This window comes from Flavobacterium sp. (assembly GCF_047602195.1).
GTDB lineage: Bacteria > Bacteroidota > Bacteroidia > Flavobacteriales > Flavobacteriaceae > Flavobacterium.
Genome location: NZ_JASGHW010000004.1, coordinates 1 through 20,262, shown reverse-complemented (window position 1 = coordinate 20,262; position 20,262 = coordinate 1). Strand labels below are relative to the sequence as shown.

The following is a 20,262-nucleotide window of genomic DNA, read 5'->3' as shown; positions in this document are numbered from 1 at the left end:
GTCGTACGGTGTTAATTTCTGTGCACTTTTTATATTTTTGCACCACTATGGCAAAACAAGAAGATTTATTTAAAAATGTCGTGTCGCACGCCAAGGAATATGGGTTTATTTTCCCGTCCAGCGAAGTGTACGACGGACTCAGCGCAGTATACGATTATGCGCAGAACGGAGTAGAACTCAAGAAAAACATCCGCGAGTACTGGTGGAAAGCAATGGTGCAGATGCACGAGAACATCGTGGGCCTTGATGCCGCAATCCTGATGCACCCGACCACCTGGAAGGCTTCCGGCCATGTCGATGCCTTCAACGACCCGCTCATCGACAACAAGGATTCCAAAAAAAGATACCGTGCCGATGTGTTGATCGAAGACTATTGTGAAAAGATCAACCAAAAGGCGCAAAAGGAAATCGAGAAGGCGCGCGCGCGTTTCGGGGATGCGTTCAACGAGAACGAATTCGTCACGACCAATGCGCGTGTCATGGAATATAAGGCCCGCCAGAAGGAGATTTTGGAAAGAATGGCTCGTTCCCTCGGCAACGATGATTTGGCCGATGTAAAAGCCCTAATAGAGGAGTTGGAAATCGCCGATCCGGAGACCGGTTCACGCAACTGGACCGAAGTGAAGCAATTCAACCTCATGTTCGGGACCAAATTGGGCGCTTCCGCCGAAAATGCGATGGATTTGTACCTGCGTCCCGAAACGGCACAGGGAATTTTCGTCAATTTCCTCAACGTACAAAAATCTGGTCGCATGAAGATCCCGTTTGGGATTGCACAGACCGGAAAGGCATTCCGAAATGAAATCGTCGCCAGGCAGTTCATTTTCCGCATGCGCGAATTCGAACAGATGGAGATGCAATTCTTTGTCCGTCCGGGCGAGGAAATGAAATGGTACGAATACTGGAAACAGACGCGCCTGAACTGGCATTTGTCGCTCGGTCTCGGAAAGCAGAACTACCGTTTCCACGACCACGAGAAACTCGCGCATTATGCCAATGCCGCGGCCGATATCGAATTCAACTTCCCGTTCGGCTTCAAGGAGCTCGAAGGCATCCATTCGCGTACCGACTTCGATTTGAAGGCACACGAACAATATTCTGGACGGAAATTGCAATATTTCGACCCGGAACTCAATGAGAACTATACGCCTTATGTCGTGGAGACCTCTGTTGGTTTGGACCGCATGTTCCTGGCCGTATTTTCCACGTCGCTCAAGGAAGAAACGCTCGAGGACGGTTCTACACGTACCGTTTTGCAATTGCCATCGGTTTTGGCGCCGACCAAAGCGGCGGTTTTGCCTTTAATCAAGAGGGATGGTCTGCCTGAACTCGCACAAAGCATCATCGACGAGCTCAAATGGGATTTCAACATGGCCTATGATGAAAAAGATGCGGTAGGTCGCCGTTACAGGAGACAGGACGCCCTCGGGACACCGTTCTGCATCACCGTAGACCACCAGTCACTCGAAGACCAAACGGTTACGATCCGTCACCGCGATTCGATGAAACAAGACCGTGTTGCCATTGGTGCGCTGCGCGAGATCATTGAAAATGAAGTGAGCATGAAGAATTGGTTGCTCAAAACCAAAGTATAACATCAGATATATGTTGAGAAAAGGCTTCCAGAACGGAAGCCTTTTTTATTTGTGCTTTTTGTAAGTCTTATTGATTTCCAGTCCTTTTTTAATTAGGAGGTGCAACGGCTCCTCACTTATGGCTGGCACGGCGACAGGGTGTTCTAATTGCAATTCGGTATTGTTTTTCTTGGGATGGATCCTGTTCAATAGTTGCAGGAAAATGGTCCAGTTGTCCGCAGCCGCTTTTAATAAAGACAAGATTTCGGACAGGTATTCTTTGAGCGCCGGATGCTCGGTATCTGAAACTTTTCCGTTGCGGCGGTAACTTCTTTTGGGCTTATTAGACCGCAGTTCGTTGAGCAAATTGTCTGGGATGCGTGAAAAAATAGTTTCATATAATAATCTACTTATCTCTTGTGGTTTATCGCGTAAATCGACCCATTCCAATGATTGCTGTTGCAAAAGCGCGTCAAAAAAAGCATCGCGAAAAGTGTGTACCCAATGATAAGCCGGATCATTGGTCTGCCGAACCAAAAACTGCTCAAGATAGGTTTTGCCGCTTTCTTTTGCGAAGTTGAAGCCGCTGGCCTGCGCTACCGCCTCGTTTAGATTGTACTGCGATGCGAATTGGGCAATTGCCTGTGCGGCCCTGGCATGTTTGAGCTGGCCAACGCTAAGATAGCCGTCGGCTTTGGCATTGACGATGGTCTGGCAGGTCATGAGTAGGATGTACGTCGCCATGCCGTTGCAGACGATCTTGTTTCCATCCTTGGCGGTGACTTCAAATAGGATCGGATTCTCGAAAGCTTCGAACAATTCGCCTTGTATGGGATAAAATTTGTTGATGCTGCCCAAAAAGTCAAAAAGCCAATCTTCGGATTTCCCGTCATAGCCAAGCGCCTTCTGCAGGCCGTTTTTGGTAAAAACAGCTTGTCGGTTGTCAAGTATGAAGCAAGGCAGTTCGATATTCCCGATCTTGAGCGGCAGTTGCTCGGAGCCAAACGAAATTTGATGTACGATTTGTGGCATGTTTTATTTTTTTAACAATTGGAGCCATTCCAACATTTGTAGTTTGTCTTTTTCGACTTTCAATTCGATTTCTTGCTCTTTTTTCGGTTTTTCTAATTTTTCTCCCGGTCGGATGGTTTTTGCGGCATCATCTGTCTGCGGTACGTCCAACCCTAGGTGTTTTTTGATGCGCCTAAGCATGTACCAGGCCGATTTTTGTGTGACATCTAACCGCTGGCCCAATTCTATCGAAGTGATGCCGTTTTTGCTGTTCGAAATGATCCAAATGGCCATAAACCATTTCTGCAATTCGATTTTTGAATTGTAAAAGAGCGTTCCGGTCTTGGCATTGAAATATTTTCCGGTATTGCGGCAACGGTAACGGCCATTCTTGCAATTGTATACTTTGGAAATCGGATCGAACGGACTGATGACAAAACCATTCCATCGCAATTGCTCTAAGTGCCGCAGGCATGCCTCCTCTGTCGGGAATGCCTGTTTGATATCGTCCAGGTGTTTGTAGGATTCACTAATCACTTGTAGGTCTTTTATGGGTTTTATATAATTTACACAAAAATAGATAAATAAGTGTAATTATATATATAACTCAAAAAAAATTTCCCTATAAATCCGATGAAATGCAAGCCCTGTGTTATTCAACGTATTTTTTTGCACTTGAAAAAAAAATGTCAACAATCTTTGGGATTCTATTAACAGTCGGGTTTTTAAGTGGCTAAATGGAGTAAATTAGCAATCAGATTTGTCATAGAAATGTTTTCAGTTGATCTGGCAAATTTGGTTCCCCAAACCTATCTGATTTTCCTTCTAATGTCGTGCTGAACCAACAAGCAGACATTAATGAAGCATTCTTACCTCATTATCGATGACAACCCGCAAAGTATGCTGGAAACTAAGGCTGTGGCCTCTCGTTTCCCCAGCTTGCAGTTTGTTGCGTCTGCGCATAATTATGAAGACGGCCTCGATTTGGTATTGCAGCACAATCCTGCGATTATTTTTCTTGAGATTGCCCCCGAGGACGCTTCCAGTAACTTGTCATTGTTGTTTGTCAACGAATTGTACCGTTACTTGAAAGTGGTTCCCAAAATCATTGTGACGACCGGCACAACCGAAAAAGCGTTCGAAGCCATCAAGTACGATGTATTCGATTACTGTACCAAGCCATTGCTGCCATCAGACCTTAGAAAATCTTTGTTGAGGCTCGAAAAGGCAATGGTTGATGTGCCGCAGACTTTCGTGGCGGAGCCTGTAGAAGATCATCCGGCTGCTGCCGAAGTATTGGTTCCGGTTGTAGAAGCCCCGCAGCCAGTTGAGGTACAAGAACATGAGGGCGACTTTTCGGAGCCTGAACGGGCCGCCGAAGTAATTGAAGCGTTCATCAGTGTCAAGCCACACATAAACGAGGAGGTTCCGGTAATCACGATTGAGAAACCCGCCAAAGAGGAAAAGCCGCTGATCATTTGTGTCAAATCTTATGGGGACTACCGTTTTATAGAAGCAAAGGATATTTGCTACCTCCAGGCCGATAATAATTCCACCGACATCCATTTGTACAACGGGGAAATGATTACGGCTTTTAAAACACTCAAGCATTTCGAATCGGTACTTTCTTCTCCTTTTGTAAGGATCCATAACAGCTATATTGTCAATATTGATTATGTGTCGAGGATCCATACTGGAAATTCCGTTTGCTATATTAAGAACACCACCACCAAATTGCCTTTCTCCAAATCCTACAAGGAGAATGTGGATTCCATCATCAGCAACATCGCAAACGGCAATTATCTCGAAATTTAAAAAATCCATCCACCAAAATTTGATAGTCATCCACTATCAAACGGCACCATTCCACCATAAACCCCTTTAAACACTATAATTGATAGGGACTTGCTATGTAGTTTTACATCGTGAATCAGAAAAGACTCACACCATAAAACAGAAAAAATACCATAACATAACAAAGTCTCAAATTATGAAAAAAGCTATTTTAACATTCGGATTATTTTCGCTGATGATGGTGTTGACATCATTTACGAGTCCTTCGGAAATTGGCGGTCAAACTGTGCCTGTAGGAGGAAAACCTCTTCACTATCACGGCCAAAGTTTACCAATTGACAAAAATCCATTAGGAATTGGCGGACAAACAGTACCTACTGGAAACCCATTATCGCGTCCGTCTGACATCGGTGGCCAAACTGTTCCAAAAGGGAATCCTTTGGCAATCGGTGGTCAAACTGTTCCAAAAGACAGCAAGCCGTTGTCAAGACAACCAATTGGGGGGCAAACTGTTCCAAAAGGAAATCCATTAGCATAAGAAACTAGAAAAATAATATTTGAAAGCTATCGTAACTGATAGCTTTTTTTTTTGTCATCACTTTCATTACTTTTGAAAAAAACTTATTGATTGAGAAAGTTTTACATCATAATAGCGTTTGCCTCATTGTTTGGTTGCAAAAAGAACGATAATACCTCCGTTTCTACAAATGCATCAAGGGACAGTCTTTCCATTTATATGGGCTTGGCCGCTAGGGAATCAGAAAACATCGAAAAAAAAATAACGTACAATTCTAAGGCGTTTGAAATTCTTAAAAGGCAAACGAATGACTCATTGAATCGTGAGAAGATATTTCAAGTGGCGACAAATTATTTTGGGGCGAAAGACTGGAAGAAGTTCAAATTGGCATCCGACCTCGTCCTTGACAATGCAGTACAGGCAAAAGACACCTTCAACGTAGCAAAAGCCTATAGATATAAAGCCGAATATTATAAGAATCTTGGAATAAATGACAGCTCTTACTATTTTTATCTAAAGGCCGAAAAATTATATACAAAACTGAAAGACAAAGAAAATCTGGGAAGGATTTTTCTTAAAAAGGGGATTATACAATTTTATGCAAATGATTATTTAGGGGCTGACATTTCAACATCACAGGCATATAACTTACTGCGAAATTCTTCAGACAAAGAAATACTCTACCAGTCGATTAGTATGATGGGTATCATTTCAAACGAGATGAAGGACTACAGCAAAGCGATTGAAAAACATAAAGAGGCACTTAACCTAGTGCGTCAAAATAATTTAAATGATGAATTCAATCAAGAGGCAACTTGTCTAAGCAATATCGGTAACGTCTATCAAAACATAAATCAAGATAAAGAGGCGATAAGCTATTTTCAACTGGCATTGCAAGACGAAAGCCTAAAAAATCGGACTCCTGAATTATATTCGACATTAATTGATAATCTCGCTTACTCGAAATTAAAACTAAAGGACGATTCAAATCTTCCGGCACTTTTTTATAGATCTTTAAAAATAAGGGACAGCCTTCACAACCTGTCAGGTGTTGTTTTAAGCAAACTACACCTTTCAGAGTATTACGCCTATAAGGAAGATACTGTCAAATCTCAAGACTTGGCGGAAGAAGCTTTAGCGACGGCCAGGAAGTCAAAAACATATAGCGATATTTTGGCATCATTGAAACAGTTGTCAGTAGTAGACCATAAAAATGCATCACAGTTTTCGAAAGGACTACATTAGGATCAATGATAGTCTACAGCAGGCAGAACGAAAATCACAAAATAAGTTTGCCAGGATACAATTGGAAACGGATGAGATATTACAGGAAAAAGACAAACTCGCAGAGCAGAATAGAAACCTATTATATTTTTTCGTCGGGACATTCCTGATAGGACTGCTCTTATTTATTATTAGGAACCAGAGGGCGAAAAACAGAGAGTTGATGCTAGTTCAGGCACAACAAAAGGCAAACGAGGAGATTTATAGTCTTATGATATCGCAACAGGAAACTATAGAAGAAAGCAGGGTAAAAGAAAAGAAACGTATCGCCCAGGAATTACATGATGGGGTTTTAGGAAGATTATTTGGCGCAAGGCTTAACTTAGATAGCTTAAATAAGTTCACCGACGATGAATCGATTGAAAACAGATTCAATTACTTAAACGAGTTAAAAAACATTGAGCAGGATATTCGGGAAATTTCACATGACCTTAATCGTGAAAAATTTGTCTTGATCAATAATTTCGTTGCAATCGTAAGCAATTTGCTGGAAGAACAAAAGACTTCTCATGCACCCGAATTAACATCCCATATAGATGACAACATCAAATGGGATAAGGTGGGCAATTCCATTAAAATCAACCTATACAGAATACTACAGGAATCGCTTCAAAACATCAACAAATATGCACAAGCGCAAAAAATTGATGTTAGGATTGAAAAGGAACTCGAAACCATCATATTGAAGATTACCGACAATGGACAAGGTTTTGACATAAACACCAAGAAAAAAGGAATCGGCCTCCAAAATATGGAGTCTCGGACCAAAGAATGTAATGGTAGTCTGGATGTGAAGTCTAAAAAGGGCAAAGGAACCGTAATAACCATCACCGTGCCTATCGTAAACGAAAGTCAAGTATACTAGTAAACTAATCGCCATTTTATATAATTCCAAGATTTCGCGCTTCCCTGATGATATCTCCGTCGCTTCCGCCCTCCACATTCAAGATCATCTTGATGTAAGCCTTCCTCTTATCAATAGAATTTATACTTAGAGGGATATGGTCCGGTAAATTTTTGGTCCTGACCCCCTCAGCCAACAATGCTATTATTTTATAGTTGAACTCATCGAGATCAAACTGTCCATGGACCAATTTTACTTTTTGCTCGATGGTACGGCTAAGATACCTGCCGCCGTCCAACACCATTTCAAATGCGATAAGTAGCTCCGACCCAACATCGTGCAAGGCAATCAAGCTCCCTTGGCCAATCAAACGGCTAAAGCGATGGATTGAGTAAGCGTCGACCTTTCCGGTAAGCAGCACAATCCGGCTGCCTGCCGTATTCCTGATGTCCAGGATCAAGTGCTCCAGATATTTCAGCCGCTCACAATCCTGGATACAGAAGGTGGCATCGATGCATACTATGGAGAATCGCCTTTCCTGCATCAGGGTATCATGAATATCTTCCAGGTTCGAAACACATTCAACATTAAACCTTGTACCGACAAAAAGCACCGGATAGCCATAACGGGCAACAGGATGGCCATCCACGATTATAACATTCATATTTTGTAAATTTAAAAAAGGCCGCCAGTGGTATTGACGGCCTTCAGGCGTATAAAAATTTGTTTGGCGATTAACTCCGGCGAAATATTATCATTTGTTTTTCAGCAAGCTGACCACTACCGTAGAGACTACACCCTTGGCAACGCTGGTCTTGCTTCCGTCGATTGCAGCAATGAGGCAACTGATCGAAATGTCCCAATTGCGGTCCCGGGGCTTTTGCTTCTGCCTGTTGGCAAAGTAGTAGGCATAGCGTAAAATCGAACTGTAATTTAAGGCGATACGCTGGTCTGCCGCACTGATTTGCGGGTTACTCTGTATGTTTTTTTCGAAGTCGAGGATATACCGGTAAATAATCTCATACGGCTTTCTGTCGATTTCAAGCAACAGCAATTCCCCGGAGAATCGAATCACCTCGTTGCGGGCTACAAGACCCAGCCCCGACCGGTTTATCGCTTCCGCAAGCGTCCAGTCATCGCCAATAAGACAGGTATTGATGGCAGCCGTATCCGGCAATTCGTAATTCTCGTTCACGATTTCCATAAAATCAAGGTTCGCCGTAGCGACACGGTCAACGGTCGAAATCACATCCGACGTATTACCGACAGGATGGTTGCCCGCAACGAACGCTTCGGAGACATCATAAAACAATATCCCGGAAACGTCAAAAGGATTGTCGGGATTGGCCGGGTATTCTAAAGTATAGCGTGAAGCAACTTCGGCCCCTTTTCCCAAGGGATTTCCATTCCCATTATCGGTAGTGCAGTTAGTAAAAAACGGAGCAGTAAAGGCTAATAAAAAAATATTCTTCATGGTTTAGAAATTAAGATGAGTAATGATTTAGGTCCGTTCATTCCGCCCCGGGAGGACTGAACGACAAGAACCATTCTACAGGTTCTAGTGGTTGAATTCGAAGGCAAAGCTACAGGCAGTTATCACCTTCCGCAAATGGTAGGTATCGCCATTTGCAAATAGATACACTTTCCAAATACATCCATTTATAAATCCATAACAGTATACACCCATGCAAATCCATTGTAAATAAAAGGGTTGGGGATAAATGCAATTAGTACTAATCAAACTGTGGGAAAAAGCTCACTTTTTACCTCGGATTTTTAATATTTTTACATTCCAACAAACACAACTAACAAATGACTAACCCTCTCCCCAATTCCCGATGGGTACAAATGCCCTTTTGCATCAAACTTTCCATCCTTTATTTTTTATCGGTCTTTTTCGCCAACGCTCAAAAGATTGGAAATACAATACCAGACAGCCTTTCTCGCAAGAGTTATGACTACTTCATTGAAAAATTGGACTCCGACAACAATCCCAAAACAATAGATATCCTATACAATCGCTGCTATCTGAAAAAGGCACTTGCCGAAGAAAACTGGGCACAGGCGGCAAATGCATATAAGATGCTCATACACAAATCAGAAAAAGAATTCCAATTGATATACGCTGATAGCATGATTATAATCGCCCAAAGGAGTGCCGATAAACTCATTGCACTGCAGGCCCATATTACAAAAGGACTCGTCCTTTTCAACCAAAATAAGTGCGGTGCCGCCCTTGAGGAATACCTTATGGCCAATAGGTTGGCAGTCCAGACAGATGATACTTATTATACCTACCAGCTCAAATTTCTAATGGGGCAGACGAAATACTACCTCGGATATTATGATGAAGCCATATCCCTGCTTCGGGAATGCGTAGAGCAATATGATACCGAGGGAGGCAAACCCTACCTGATCTCACTCCATGCATTGGGTTTATGCTACCAGGGTGTCGGGAAACTGGATATTTGTTCCGCCCTGAACAAAATGGGTATCCAGGATGCCCGCGAGACAGAAGACTATGACATGATCCCATTTTTCGAGCAGAGCGAAGGAATCAACCAATATTTCAAGAAAAATTACAGGAATTCAATTATGAGCCTCGAGGGCCTAAATACAAGCCTTATCAAAAAGAACGACATCCGCAATGAGACAGTACGGAATTTCTATCTCGGCAAAAACTACATCGCGTTGCAGCAGTACGAAAAAGCCATCGGTTACCTCGCCAAGGTAGACACCACATTCAATAACAATGTTTTCATAAGGCCGGAATTGCGCGAAGCTTATGAAATCATGATAGGACATTACAAATCCAAAGGCGACTACCGGTCAGAATTATATCTTATGAAACAATTGATCAAGGTCGACCGTTACCTTTTCACGAACTTTCGCCATCTTTCCCGAAAAATCGACAAGGAATACAATACCGGAAAGCTGATGGCGGCAAGAAAAGAAGCCAATGAGGCCACAGAGACAAAACGGCTGCTCCAAATATTATTGTTCACGGTATCCGTCGGTGCCCTCATTTTACCCCTGACGCTTTTCTATCGCAACAGGAGAAACAAGATCAAGAAACGTAAGAAAATAGAGAAAATCATAAACAGCCAGTCTGCCGAGGAAAATGAGGAAGAAATGCACGTTTTGGGAATTAACCTCGAAATCGTGACTGCAATTCTCGACAACCTTGAGAAATTTGAGGCGTCAAAGGGATTTCTCGAAAAAGGACTGACACAGGCAAGGCTTGCGATGATATTGGGATACAATACGAGTTATGTTTCCAAAGTAATCAACCATTACAAGGAATGCAAGGTAATGGAGTACATCAATGACTTGCGGATTAATTATATTATTTCCCTGCTTCAAAATGAAAGGAAATACCGAAGCTATACGCATAAGGCATTGGCTGATGAGGTCGGTTTCGGGTCGGCACAGCAGTTCGTGAAGGTCTTTGAGAAGAAGACGGGTGTGGGTTTGGGGGAGTTTTTGGTACAGATATGATGTTGGATATAAATTATATGGCAAGTTCACTTCATATCAATAACTCCAAAAATAAATCTTCAGCACCGCTTTTAACACAACAATACTCCTTGAGAAGCATATGGTCCGGCGGTTTAATCTTTTCAGGTGCGTTCTCAATGACAGGTTATATCTTTCTATCATATTTGTACCGAAGCGTTTCACAATATGCAGTTCTTTGGGAATGAGAAACTTGTAATTTTTTAGGCCATCGGTATATATTTTGTCCGCGTCTGATAGAACAAGGCTTTTTAGGATCCAATTCAAGGTTTTATTCGTCCTTTTGCCAACATTGAATGAGACAATCCGTTTGGTTTCCCTTTCTAGCGCATAGGCAATCCAGATAAGGTTTTTTTTGTTTTTGACGAAAGTACACATCTCATCTACCTCGTAGGTCTTGTGCCTGTATAAGCATGGAGGGGGAATAGATCCAGCAATTGCAATAATCCTTTTCAGCAATGTCGTGGATGAAATATTTAGGAGTCTGGCGGTGCTTCTTATACCTACTCCTTCTTTGCAAAATGCAATAATCTGGTTATCGATATTAGGTTTGCAGGCATTGTATAAATATTCTATTTGTTGACGCCTGCCACAGGAACCACATTTATACCGTTGCTTACCGTTGCTTTGGAGTCCATTTTTGACACACTTTTTAAAGCAAACTTTGCAGCTTATTTCCATGACCTATTCTGGAACATGAGGATGAACAACCTTTCCATTCATTGCTTTTAAGACCGTTAAAATACGAAAGACAACCTGTGGGCTGTCTTTCTTTTGATGAATTCTTTGTTAAGTTTTCTTTGTTTTCGGGGGTCTATGGGATTAATTTTTGAAAACACCTAATCTGATACATTACCTAATATTTTCCCAAATAATCTTTCCAGTTATACGGATATTTTTCTTTTATTTCATTTAAAATATAATCTGGAATCGGTTCATCGTCATAATCCAGACCTTTAGCTTTTAAGAAAGCAATAACTTTTAATTTCTGTTTATATTCTTCGGAATTGAGATCAAACGTAGCTTTGCGCAAAGCTTTCAAGATGTAGACTTCCTCACCATCAACCATTGTATACATCAAACTCCTGTAATCTGCACCATGTTCCATCAAATATAATGCAACATCCATCTTTCCAGCCATGAAAGCATCATTAAGAGGTTTTGATGTTCGTCCTTTATTATCAGAATTTACATCAGCACCGGCAGCGACTAGTAGTTTTACTTTTTCAAGGCTGCTATTATCCATGTACCCAATTGCAGAACTTAGCACTGTATTTCTTGGAGTGTTGCCTTCTATAGGTGGGGCATCTTCAGCTGAATTTGGGTTTCCGTTATACGACAAAAGTAGTTTTAGATATTTCGGATCGTCTTTTTTAGCAGCATAAATAATGGGCGTCGTTCCCATATATTTATCCGCTGCGTTGGGGTTCGCACCAAGCGTTAATAAGGTTTTTGTTGATTCGTATTTGTCATTTCGAATAGCCATTGACAATAAAGTATGTCCAAATCGTTCATCTTTATAATCAATGCTTACCATATTAATTTCGACTTCGCGTTTAATTGCGGCAGTATCTTCATCATTAACAGCCTTCGCTAAGTTCCAAGCAGGTGTCTCTTGAAATAATCTTATATCATTTCCTAATAACTTACTTTTATCTACAATTTTCTCTTGATTAAAACATGATAGACAAGAGAAATAAAGCAGTATTACAAAAACATTTTTCATATTAGATAGTTAAAAACCGCCCCAAAACCCTAGTGCTTCAATCATTGAATCGATACTATGTCCATTATAGATTCCGGATAATGATGTAGGAGCGATATAGTGATGTCTTCCTCCTGCCGAAGGTAACAAAATATTTCGTTTTTGGACAAAATTTAATGGATCGGTATACAAAATATATGCGTCTGTTTTAGAGTTTTTGAGCATATTTTTGCCTTTAGTGAATATACTCAGTCCAGCGGCATTAAAAGTTGTAGCTGTCCTACCGGTGGCTAATGCATTGGCTTCAGCTAAGCCGCCACCTAAAGAGTGTCCTGTAAATCTAAGGTTTTTTAAATAGCCGCTAAGAATCGTTGCGTTATTTACAGATAAACTGTATTGCTCCGAAAGACCCAGTAATTGTGTGCCATTATTTATCCAATCTTGGAGACTTTTGAAATCTGTCCCGGCGGTCGCATAGACGAAATCATTTCCTCTTTGATATAAGCCCGACCTAAATCCTATATCGGGATTTCTGTACAAGACGTCAGCAGGACTAAATGAAGATCTGGTCCACCCAATTGCTCTTAATGACGAGGCATAGCCATTCTCATACACATCCGCACTGATAATTGCATCCTCTAGTGCTAATTTTGGATTTTTAATGGACAATGTTCCTTCTTCGAAGATCTGAACAAGGGTGGCTGCATTATCAACAAATAAAGAGGCGTCTATAGTAATAGTCCATCCTGGATTTTGCGCATCCGCTCCCGCAGGGTCGGCAAGTAAAACAGGATTATTATCCATCCCCACATACGGCGACACACCATGATGCGTCACGGGATCAATCCCCAACCACCTTCCAATCGCAGGGTCATAATCCCGCATGTCCATGTCAAACAGGTTCAATGCAAGATCGTCCTGCCATTCCACGCCGTTGAACTTGTACTTGTAACTGCTCGTCGCCACCGGGTTGCTCGGTGCGGCCTCCCTTAGCAATACCTCCTCGCTCGGCAGTTCCGTTCCCCATTCTTTGATGGTCGGGTTATAGTTGGTGTGCTTGAGCCCGAAGGGGTAGTAGTGGTTTTCTTCCAGTATCGTCAGCTCCTGTTCCTCGTTGAGGCCATAGCACATCCTGATATTACCCAGATGGTCTTTGTAATTGTACACGTAGCGGTAGTTGTTCCCGCCAGAGGTCGGGATGCAACTTACATAACCTTCAGATGTCGGGAAGAATTTTATTTCTTTCTTTACATACTGGTACCCATCCAGGTAATCCGTGTCGCGCATTGCGCTGCCGTCATGAACGTCCTTTCTTATCTTTTGTCCTGTCGCTGTGTAAATATAGTCAATATAGTCACCGTTCTGGAAATATATTTTGGTCGGCAGGTTCAAGTGGTTGTAATGGATTGAATCAATATTTTTGTTGGCGTCCGAGATCATGTTGCCGCTCAGGTCATAGGTGTAATCGACCGGTCCGGGCTCGTCCTTGAATCCCTTGGGGCTGTTGGTGTTGTCGCTGACGGCCGTGAGGCGGTTGGTGTCTGGGTCATAGTTGTAGGTCAGGTCGTCTATGGGATTGACCAAGCCCATCAGGTCGAAGTTTCCGGTTCTTTGTACGTCGGTGATGTTGCCGTTGGCGTCATAGTTCACAGTTTCGTTGTAGGAATTGGTGCTTACGTTGCCTTCGGGTTTGTTGTAGATACCACGGTTCATGCGGTTTAGGCCGTCATATTTGTAGCCGTATCTTCTCAGTACGTTATCCGATGCGCTCCGCCAGTAGGTTTCGCTGATGTTGCCGTTGAACAGGGGGTGTACGCCGTCGGCGTCCTCATCCTGGTTTACGTTGCTGCCGTAGCCCATGGTGTCATAGTTGATCATAAAGCCGAAAAGGTCTTTCTGGCCGTTTTCGGTCATGTCGCCTATGCCGTTGATGCCGGTGAGCCATCCTCGGATATTATAGGAGAAATCCACGGTTTGCAGCGGTTCGTTGTTGAGGTTGCTGCCTACTTCTTTTTTATAGATTCTGCCCAGTTTTGTGTAATAGTTCTTGGCAAGTGCTTGCTGTGAAAGTGTGCCTATTTGCTGGTAGTGTTCCTTGAGGCTTCCATTGCCATTGTACTCAAAACTGTCCTGGGTTGCAATTTCTGTAGAGCTGCTCAGGTTATCCCTTTTGTGTTTTATCCTGCTTTCGCTTACCTGTCCCGCTTCGTTGAGGGTAGAGGAGGTGTTCGTGTAACCGCCCAGATAGTTGTCCTTGCGTGTGGCGATCGGGCGTGCCCATTTGTCATAGAGAATAAATGAGCTTTCCCCCTTGATCGGCCCGTTTTCGAGCACACGTGTCCATGAGCCGGTCGGCAGCCCGCTTGGTTTATTTGTATTATTATAGTATGGGGATTCTTCCGATATGGCCACGGTCAGGTCATTCAGCGGGGCAAAACGGTAGTCATCATAATAATTAACCGTCAGCAGAATAAAATCATTACTGGTGTTTATATTGGAATAAAAAACCTCTTGTCCGTCAAAAGTGGTAGACCCGCTACTCGAAACAATATGGCTGTCATTGGAATAGGTGTCCTGCAGGTAGTTTCGCTTGTCGCTGTCAATTTCCCCTGGTTCCCATCCCGTCACGGCAACGCGACCCATGTTGTCATAATAAGTGCGCAGCCATCCCACCTGCGGGTTGGAGCCCGTATTGCCGCCAAATGGTGAGTAGGCGGGGCCAGTCGCCACAACACGGCCCAGGCCGTCATACACCATGTATTCGCGCTGTTTTCCCGGCAGTTGTTTTTCAATCACCCTGATCCAGTCATCATAAATATATTGATAGCATAGGTTCTTTACCATGTTCGCGTCGATAGTACCTTGTGCCAATGGCGGGATCACCATGGTAAGGCTGTACAGCTCATCGTAACAGTAATAGGTGTCATGTGGCGTACCCATTTCATCAAACGAACGTTTCAAGACGGTCAGTCCACGCACATCGGTAAATTGCTGCGTCACGTTCCCGTTCTCGTCTTTGGTCTCGGTCTTGTACAATGAATTTTCGGGATAGAGGCCGTCATCAATCAGCGCACCATACAAAACGCTAAACTTTCTAACATTGTCGCCATCGTTGAGCTTGTATTCAAACGTGATCTCATGGCCCGAGCCCATAGCCCAGTTCCCTGTATTGCCGGGAGCCGAAACCTTAAGCACACGGTTCAGCGGCGTGTCATCGAATACCTTCTCCGAAAAAGGATTGTTACCTGAATATTCACTATAGCTAATGGTCTCTGCTTCCGTGGCATCAAATCTTATATTCGTATCGCCCGTGGCATAAGGCAAATAAGTCTTAGGTTGCCTGCCCAAAATATCATAGGAACTATGGGTATTGATGTCAGAATAGGTTTCCGTGGCCGAATCGAACCCCTGTTGGTGAGCAGTCTGTTGGATTGGCCTGCCCAGTCCATCAAGGAAAGTTACATTTACCACCGCCTGTTCCGGGGTCGGATTGGCTATCGGTGTCGTAGTATCTTCCTTATAGACAATTTCTTTTACCCAATTCTGCTCAGAATCATTTGCGCGTGTGTGGTATTGCTTTTCCGAGACAATGTACATTGCATCAGAATCAAGGTCCAGTTTTTTGGTAAAAGTCGGTCTGCCCAAAGCATCATATTCATAAAAAACAGTCTGTTCAGACATATTCGTCATAGATGTAACCCCAAAATTTGGGTTATACGTGTAAGTAGTCGCCTGGGCATTTGGGCAAACTGTGTTAAGTGAAGAACGCAGCCATGTGCGCAAAGCCTTGTTTGCACTTTCCAGGGCAACATTATTGGCTGTCGTATATTCAGCATTGGCCGCATCTTCAACCAAATCCAAGATTGTAGTATCAATATCGGTATACTTCATTCCACTGATTTTGGCCACGGGAATACGTCCCCCATAACCATAAATTATCGCCTCATATGCCGTCGGGTCCATCGGGGAGCCCAATATGTTACTAATCGATGTTACCCTTTCCTTTCTGGCATTGAACTCGAATTTTGTATTGCTGGTCATCGTGTAGATGCGGTCGGTAAGCACACTGTTCCCAACCGTCACCTGGTTGCTGAGGTAACCGTCGCCGGACTGGTTTACTTTCCCCGACAAGAAGTATCCTCCATTTGGGGCTTGGGCATAGGAATAGTCGACATGCCCCGCCGAGGAGACTTCGCCGATTGGTAAAAACTTACGATCGGTTCCCTGGCTAAAAGAATAGTTGATTGTCCGATAGGTCTGTATCTGCTGTCCGCTAAAATATTCAGTGGTCTCCGATCCGCTGAAATAAGGAAAGGGCGTATGTTCGTTCTCATAAAAGTCGCTTTCCAGCGACCCTTCGAGTGGGTTGTACCATTGACTTGTGTATTCTCCAATAGCATAATTGAATTTTTGTTTCCGAAGCAATTTCCCGTCATTGTCGAATGCTTTGATTTCCCTGAGCTTGTGTTCGTTCATTGAGCCAATATGTAATTCAAGTCCGCTGTTGCCATAGTTCACGTCATAGGTATAACGCAGTCCGTTGTGGGGCATTCCGAGCCAAGCATAGGATTCATCATATTCATACTCATTGGTTTCCCTGAAGCGATTCCTTACATACCCGTTGATAACCTGGTTGGTAGAATCGGTTTCAATCACGGTCACTTGATTATAAAATACTACGTCCGGATAAAGATAACCCTGGCCTGATTTTTTTCTGCCCCACGTCCAAGAATTCTGGTTGTTGATGTAATGATAGTAATGTCCTTCCGAATATTTATAGACCTTTTTTCCGGCCAATCCCCCTGCTTTGGTATAATTGGATACCGATTTCACCCGAAATCCATCCGCTGGTGTACCGTTCGTATCCACCTGTAGCAGATAGGCATCATAAGGCTCCTCAATCGAGACGGTCTTCTGCAACAGCACGCTCGAATTGGTACTGCAAACGTTTACAGTCTCACTCGAATAATTCCATAAAGTCAACTGATAGATTCCCGGGTCGAGATCGACAACGTCATCGGCCTGACAGTTTATCGTTCCGTTATATGTCACACCACCCTTTATAAACTCAATAGGGAAGGGACCATTGTTTCCCTTATAAATTATGGATTCCGTCGGGATGAGATAAGGAGGCGCATAAGGACCCGAACCACAGGGCGAATTATCCACATCCTCCAAGGTAAGGGAATCCAGTTTTTGTATTACATATATTCCCGGGCCTGTACAGGTGAGGTCATATTCCCCTTCCTCGTCTATGTAAAACATAGTTGCCGTTACATCGGTAACATTATAAACGTGCCCATTGTTGGTAACAGTTCCGTCTCCATAATCGGCAAAGTTCACGTTTTGCATAGAAGGGTGTATATCGGTTGTGCTGGTGCACCACCCATAAACGAAATCATCCCCTCCCCAGGCATTGATGGCAGCATGGGTTGTCGTCTCATAACTGGTATGTATGCCGGCCGGTACAATTTCATGCCTAAAATCCCCATCCAACGTATTCCGCTCAAACTCAAATTCCGTATAGCCCCCCGTGGGATAAGTGATTTTGTTCAAAGTCCCAATGGTTGCCTTGTCAAAAATGAATTCCCTTTTTTGTGTAGTTGGGTTTGTAAAAGGAGGATAAAGGTTTACATAATCAAAAGAATCAACAAGGTCGGGATTGCTGTCCTTGCCATTGTATAAACCAAGGTAATCCTGTCCAAAAGATAGTTTGTTAGGGGTCTCGTCTTCACGGTCATACGCAAACTTGTAGGAATCCCCATTGGTCAAACTATTCAAGCCATCTACGCCAACAAAAGTCAACTCGTCAAGTTTAAGCTTTTTGGTAGCAGTCGAACCATTGCCGAAATAGCTGAAATCAAAAATGGCCTTTCTATAAACAACCGGGTCGTCCGTCGTCGTATTGTGGTCGTCGATGACATCGGTATAGTTATAAAAATCAATCGAATTGAGCGCATTGCCGCCGTCTACAAACGCAATGTCATCTCTTTCCCCATAATTGAATCCGATAACTTTATGGTTATTATGGTAGATGACCTTCAACATCTGTTGGTTAATCTTATACTGTGATGGGGTGATATAAGAAGCGGTGCCGGAATTACCGTATGATTGTATATATCCTTTACCATTATTTGGCATAGCATTGGCCCATACGAAATTTTGGTATTCAAAAGTGTACTCATCCAATCCGTTAGGGGAGATTATTTTGGTCAACAGCCAGGAGGTAGTCGTATTCGTTGTTTTTGTGCCGGTGATTGTCGAATGTATTTCGGTTTTTCCATCCTGCCCGAAGAAATATTTAGCGCCATCAGGCATAGTTATGATCCAGGGATCATCCGGCCCGGTACGTAATTCCGCCTTAATGGCGGGATTAATATTCGCAAATACAAAGTGGTACTCTATACGAAAATATTCAGTAATACCCGGAAGCGACAGGCTATACCGATCTTCCGAACCGGCATTTTCTTCAGGATAACGGCTGTCAGGGATAACATTCACCATTGAGTTTATACGTCCGCCCGCGCTGAGGTTCCATCCCAAACCTATACAACTGGCGACATCTTCGACTTTTGCCCCACTTGTGGTATAGCCCATGGAAATAGGCAGGTTTAGTTCCCTTCCCTTATACTCAAAAATAGGAATGCTAATGTTGGCTTTACCGTGATGGAGATCAACACTGGTGCTGTTTCCGCTCACATTTGAATCAGGAGAATTAAACCTGTTCTGTATAAAATCGGTTGCTTCCTGTGCCGACGCAACATTGGCAAGGAGTATCAAGAAGAAAGATAATGTAATGATGTTATTATATATTGCTTTCATGATGTTTGCTTGGTTCTAAATTTTTACTTTCTCCTAATCACCTTGACCCCTTCGCTGCGGTCATCAGTCATGATGTTGATGACATAAATTCCCTCCGGATATTTACCCAAATCCACCGGCACCGTCCGCCCCGTAATCGGGAAGGTGTCCAACACATGCCCCGAAACGTCCACCACCGTGGCCGTCCCGCTTTCATACTCATAATTCACGATCACATTGGTGTAGCCGTTGGTCGGGTTGGGCATCGCCTCAAGGCTCTTGCCTTTTTCATTCGGGGCCTTCATCTTGTCGCGCAGTTTCACGACCCAGAAATCGGTATAGCCGTAATTGTTGGTCTTGTCACCCGATGGCGGTAGTGTCGGCTGGCTGTTGCCCATGCTGTCCATGAGCCCACCGAGTGCGTCGCCCGCACTGCCGCCGGTTCCCAGTGAAGGGGCTTTTCCGAGCGGACTTTTCGGCTGGTTGATGCCGTACTGTAACGAGGAATCCTTGCCGGAACCTACCGCATTGTTGACCTTGTCGACGGTTCCGCCCACAGCCTTGTTGTAATCCTTGTTGAATGCCTCCGCCGTCTCATTGATTTGCTCATTGACGGCATCGGTATTTTCCTTGATCTGCTGGTTCGGCTTGCCGTTGCCCAGCTTCACGGGCGATTCCCCTTTGGAATTTGGATTTTTCTTATTGGAATTTTTCACCTGCATACTCCGGATGGGACTGGAAGTACCTGCGAGGATATACCCCCCGTCCCGCGTCTCAACGAGCTTGCGCAGCGCATCGTCCCCGTCGCTGCCCACCGTTTTCTGCCAAAGTACCACACCTTTCTCCGAAACCTTGAGCGCGATATAATCATTGATGCCCTTGTCATCCCTTTTCGTGTCCGGCTCCGATTTGGCATAACCGCCTATGAGCAACGTATGGTCCCGGTTCTCCACGATAGAGGTCAATATGTCCGAGGTCCCGAAATCATAGGTTTCCTGCCACAGCATCTCGCCGCTGGCATCCAGTTTTACAATCCAGAAATCGGTTCCTTTACCATTGCCGCGTGTCTTCGAATGGGTAGGCGAGGAGTTCGAGTTCCCGCCCAGGATATACCCTCCGTCAAAAGTCTGCCTGACTGCAAAAAGCTGGTCGTCCCTGTCACCGCCGATGACCTTTTCCCATTCCACGTTACCGCGCCTATCGAGCTTGAGGACCC

The 20,262-nt window shown here is 43.8% G+C and carries 14 protein-coding genes; 6 read left to right on the top strand and 8 right to left on the bottom strand.

Annotated features, from left to right (window positions below; all coding sequences use genetic code 11):
* Positions 1 to 47 precede the first annotated feature (47 nt).
* On the top strand, positions 48 to 1,595 hold the full coding sequence (locus QM717_RS06530; protein WP_415036061.1) for a glycine--tRNA ligase: 1,548 nt from the start codon (positions 48 to 50) through the stop codon (positions 1,593 to 1,595).
* Between the two features lie 45 nt (positions 1,596 to 1,640).
* Here the strand turns inward: QM717_RS06530 and QM717_RS06525 are convergent, their stop codons facing one another.
* A complete protein-coding gene (locus QM717_RS06525) occupies positions 1,641 to 2,606 on the bottom strand; it encodes a P63C domain-containing protein (protein ID WP_415036059.1) in 966 nt (321 codons plus the stop codon).
* 3 nt (positions 2,607 to 2,609) lie between these two features.
* Positions 2,610 to 3,122 carry a transposase gene (locus QM717_RS06520; RefSeq protein WP_415036057.1) on the bottom strand — a complete coding sequence of 171 codons (513 nt, stop codon included), beginning with the start codon at positions 3,120 to 3,122 and terminating at the stop codon, positions 2,610 to 2,612.
* A 321-nt stretch (positions 3,123 to 3,443) separates the two neighbouring features.
* Here QM717_RS06520 and QM717_RS06515 point away from each other — a divergent pair, with 321 nt between their 5' ends.
* The 4 genes from QM717_RS06515 to QM717_RS06500 all read left to right on the top strand — a co-directional run bounded on the left by QM717_RS06515 (position 3,444) and on the right by QM717_RS06500 (position 7,045).
* Positions 3,444 to 4,400 (top strand): LytR/AlgR family response regulator transcription factor, encoded by a 957-nt coding sequence (locus QM717_RS06515; protein ID WP_415036055.1) that lies wholly within the window; start codon positions 3,444 to 3,446, stop codon positions 4,398 to 4,400.
* Between the two features lie 175 nt (positions 4,401 to 4,575).
* Positions 4,576 to 4,917 (top strand): hypothetical protein, encoded by a 342-nt coding sequence (locus QM717_RS06510; RefSeq protein ID WP_415036053.1) that lies wholly within the window; start codon positions 4,576 to 4,578, stop codon positions 4,915 to 4,917.
* 90 nt (positions 4,918 to 5,007) lie between these two features.
* Entirely contained in the window at positions 5,008 to 6,141 is a 1,134-nt protein-coding gene (locus QM717_RS06505) for a tetratricopeptide repeat protein (protein WP_415036051.1), read from the top strand.
* A 202-nt stretch (positions 6,142 to 6,343) separates the two neighbouring features.
* Positions 6,344 to 7,045 (top strand): sensor histidine kinase, encoded by a 702-nt coding sequence (locus QM717_RS06500; protein WP_415036049.1) that lies wholly within the window; start codon positions 6,344 to 6,346, stop codon positions 7,043 to 7,045.
* 16 nt (positions 7,046 to 7,061) lie between these two features.
* Here the strand turns inward: QM717_RS06500 and QM717_RS06495 are convergent, their stop codons facing one another.
* Both QM717_RS06495 and QM717_RS06490 read right to left on the bottom strand, forming a co-directional pair.
* A complete protein-coding gene (locus QM717_RS06495) occupies positions 7,062 to 7,688 on the bottom strand; it encodes a hypothetical protein (RefSeq protein ID WP_415036047.1) in 627 nt (208 codons plus the stop codon).
* A gap of 90 nt (positions 7,689 to 7,778) precedes the next feature.
* Positions 7,779 to 8,498, bottom strand: a complete 720-nt coding sequence (locus QM717_RS06490; RefSeq protein ID WP_415036045.1) for a hypothetical protein — start codon at positions 8,496 to 8,498, stop codon at positions 7,779 to 7,781.
* 608 nt (positions 8,499 to 9,106) lie between these two features.
* On the opposite strand from QM717_RS06490, the gene QM717_RS06485 reads away from it, so the two are divergent.
* Positions 9,107 to 10,522 (top strand): helix-turn-helix domain-containing protein, encoded by a 1,416-nt coding sequence (locus QM717_RS06485; RefSeq protein WP_415036043.1) that lies wholly within the window; start codon positions 9,107 to 9,109, stop codon positions 10,520 to 10,522.
* A gap of 36 nt (positions 10,523 to 10,558) precedes the next feature.
* Here QM717_RS06485 and QM717_RS06480 read toward each other — a convergent pair whose 3' ends face one another.
* The 4 genes from QM717_RS06480 to QM717_RS06465 form a co-directional block, all read right to left on the bottom strand.
* Positions 10,559 to 11,221: an IS1 family transposase gene (locus QM717_RS06480; protein ID WP_415036041.1), complete on the bottom strand. Its 663-nt coding sequence runs from the start codon at positions 11,219 to 11,221 to the stop codon at positions 10,559 to 10,561.
* Between the two features lie 175 nt (positions 11,222 to 11,396).
* Positions 11,397 to 12,266 carry an ankyrin repeat domain-containing protein gene (locus QM717_RS06475; protein WP_415036039.1) on the bottom strand — a complete coding sequence of 290 codons (870 nt, stop codon included), beginning with the start codon at positions 12,264 to 12,266 and terminating at the stop codon, positions 11,397 to 11,399.
* 9 nt (positions 12,267 to 12,275) lie between these two features.
* Positions 12,276 to 19,067: a DUF6443 domain-containing protein gene (locus tag QM717_RS06470; RefSeq protein ID WP_415036037.1), complete on the bottom strand. Its 6,792-nt coding sequence runs from the start codon at positions 19,065 to 19,067 to the stop codon at positions 12,276 to 12,278.
* 23 nt (positions 19,068 to 19,090) lie between these two features.
* On the bottom strand, positions 19,091 to 20,262 hold a 1,172-nt coding region (locus QM717_RS06465; protein WP_415036035.1), incomplete at its 5' end, for a T9SS type A sorting domain-containing protein.

What these genes read in the sequence shown, in the direction of transcription:
- QM717_RS06525 (WP_415036059.1), bottom strand. Translation starts at nt 2,606, where the DNA reads ATGCCACAAATCGTACATCAAATTTCGTTTGGCTCCGAGCAACTGCCG.
- QM717_RS06515 (WP_415036055.1), top strand. Translation starts at nt 3,444, where the DNA reads ATGAAGCATTCTTACCTCATTATCGATGACAACCCGCAAAGTATGCTG.
- QM717_RS06530 (WP_415036061.1), top strand. Translation starts at nt 48, where the DNA reads ATGGCAAAACAAGAAGATTTATTTAAAAATGTCGTGTCGCACGCCAAG.
- QM717_RS06500 (WP_415036049.1), top strand. Translation starts at nt 6,344, where the DNA reads ATGCTAGTTCAGGCACAACAAAAGGCAAACGAGGAGATTTATAGTCTT.
- QM717_RS06495 (WP_415036047.1), bottom strand. Translation starts at nt 7,688, where the DNA reads ATGAATGTTATAATCGTGGATGGCCATCCTGTTGCCCGTTATGGCTAT.
- QM717_RS06470 (WP_415036037.1), bottom strand. Translation starts at nt 19,067, where the DNA reads ATGAAAGCAATATATAATAACATCATTACATTATCTTTCTTCTTGATA.
- QM717_RS06475 (WP_415036039.1), bottom strand. Translation starts at nt 12,266, where the DNA reads ATGAAAAATGTTTTTGTAATACTGCTTTATTTCTCTTGTCTATCATGT.
- QM717_RS06485 (WP_415036043.1), top strand. Translation starts at nt 9,107, where the DNA reads ATGCTCATACACAAATCAGAAAAAGAATTCCAATTGATATACGCTGAT.
- QM717_RS06480 (WP_415036041.1), bottom strand. Translation starts at nt 11,221, where the DNA reads ATGGAAATAAGCTGCAAAGTTTGCTTTAAAAAGTGTGTCAAAAATGGA.
- QM717_RS06490 (WP_415036045.1), bottom strand. Translation starts at nt 8,498, where the DNA reads ATGAAGAATATTTTTTTATTAGCCTTTACTGCTCCGTTTTTTACTAAC.
- QM717_RS06510 (WP_415036053.1), top strand. Translation starts at nt 4,576, where the DNA reads ATGAAAAAAGCTATTTTAACATTCGGATTATTTTCGCTGATGATGGTG.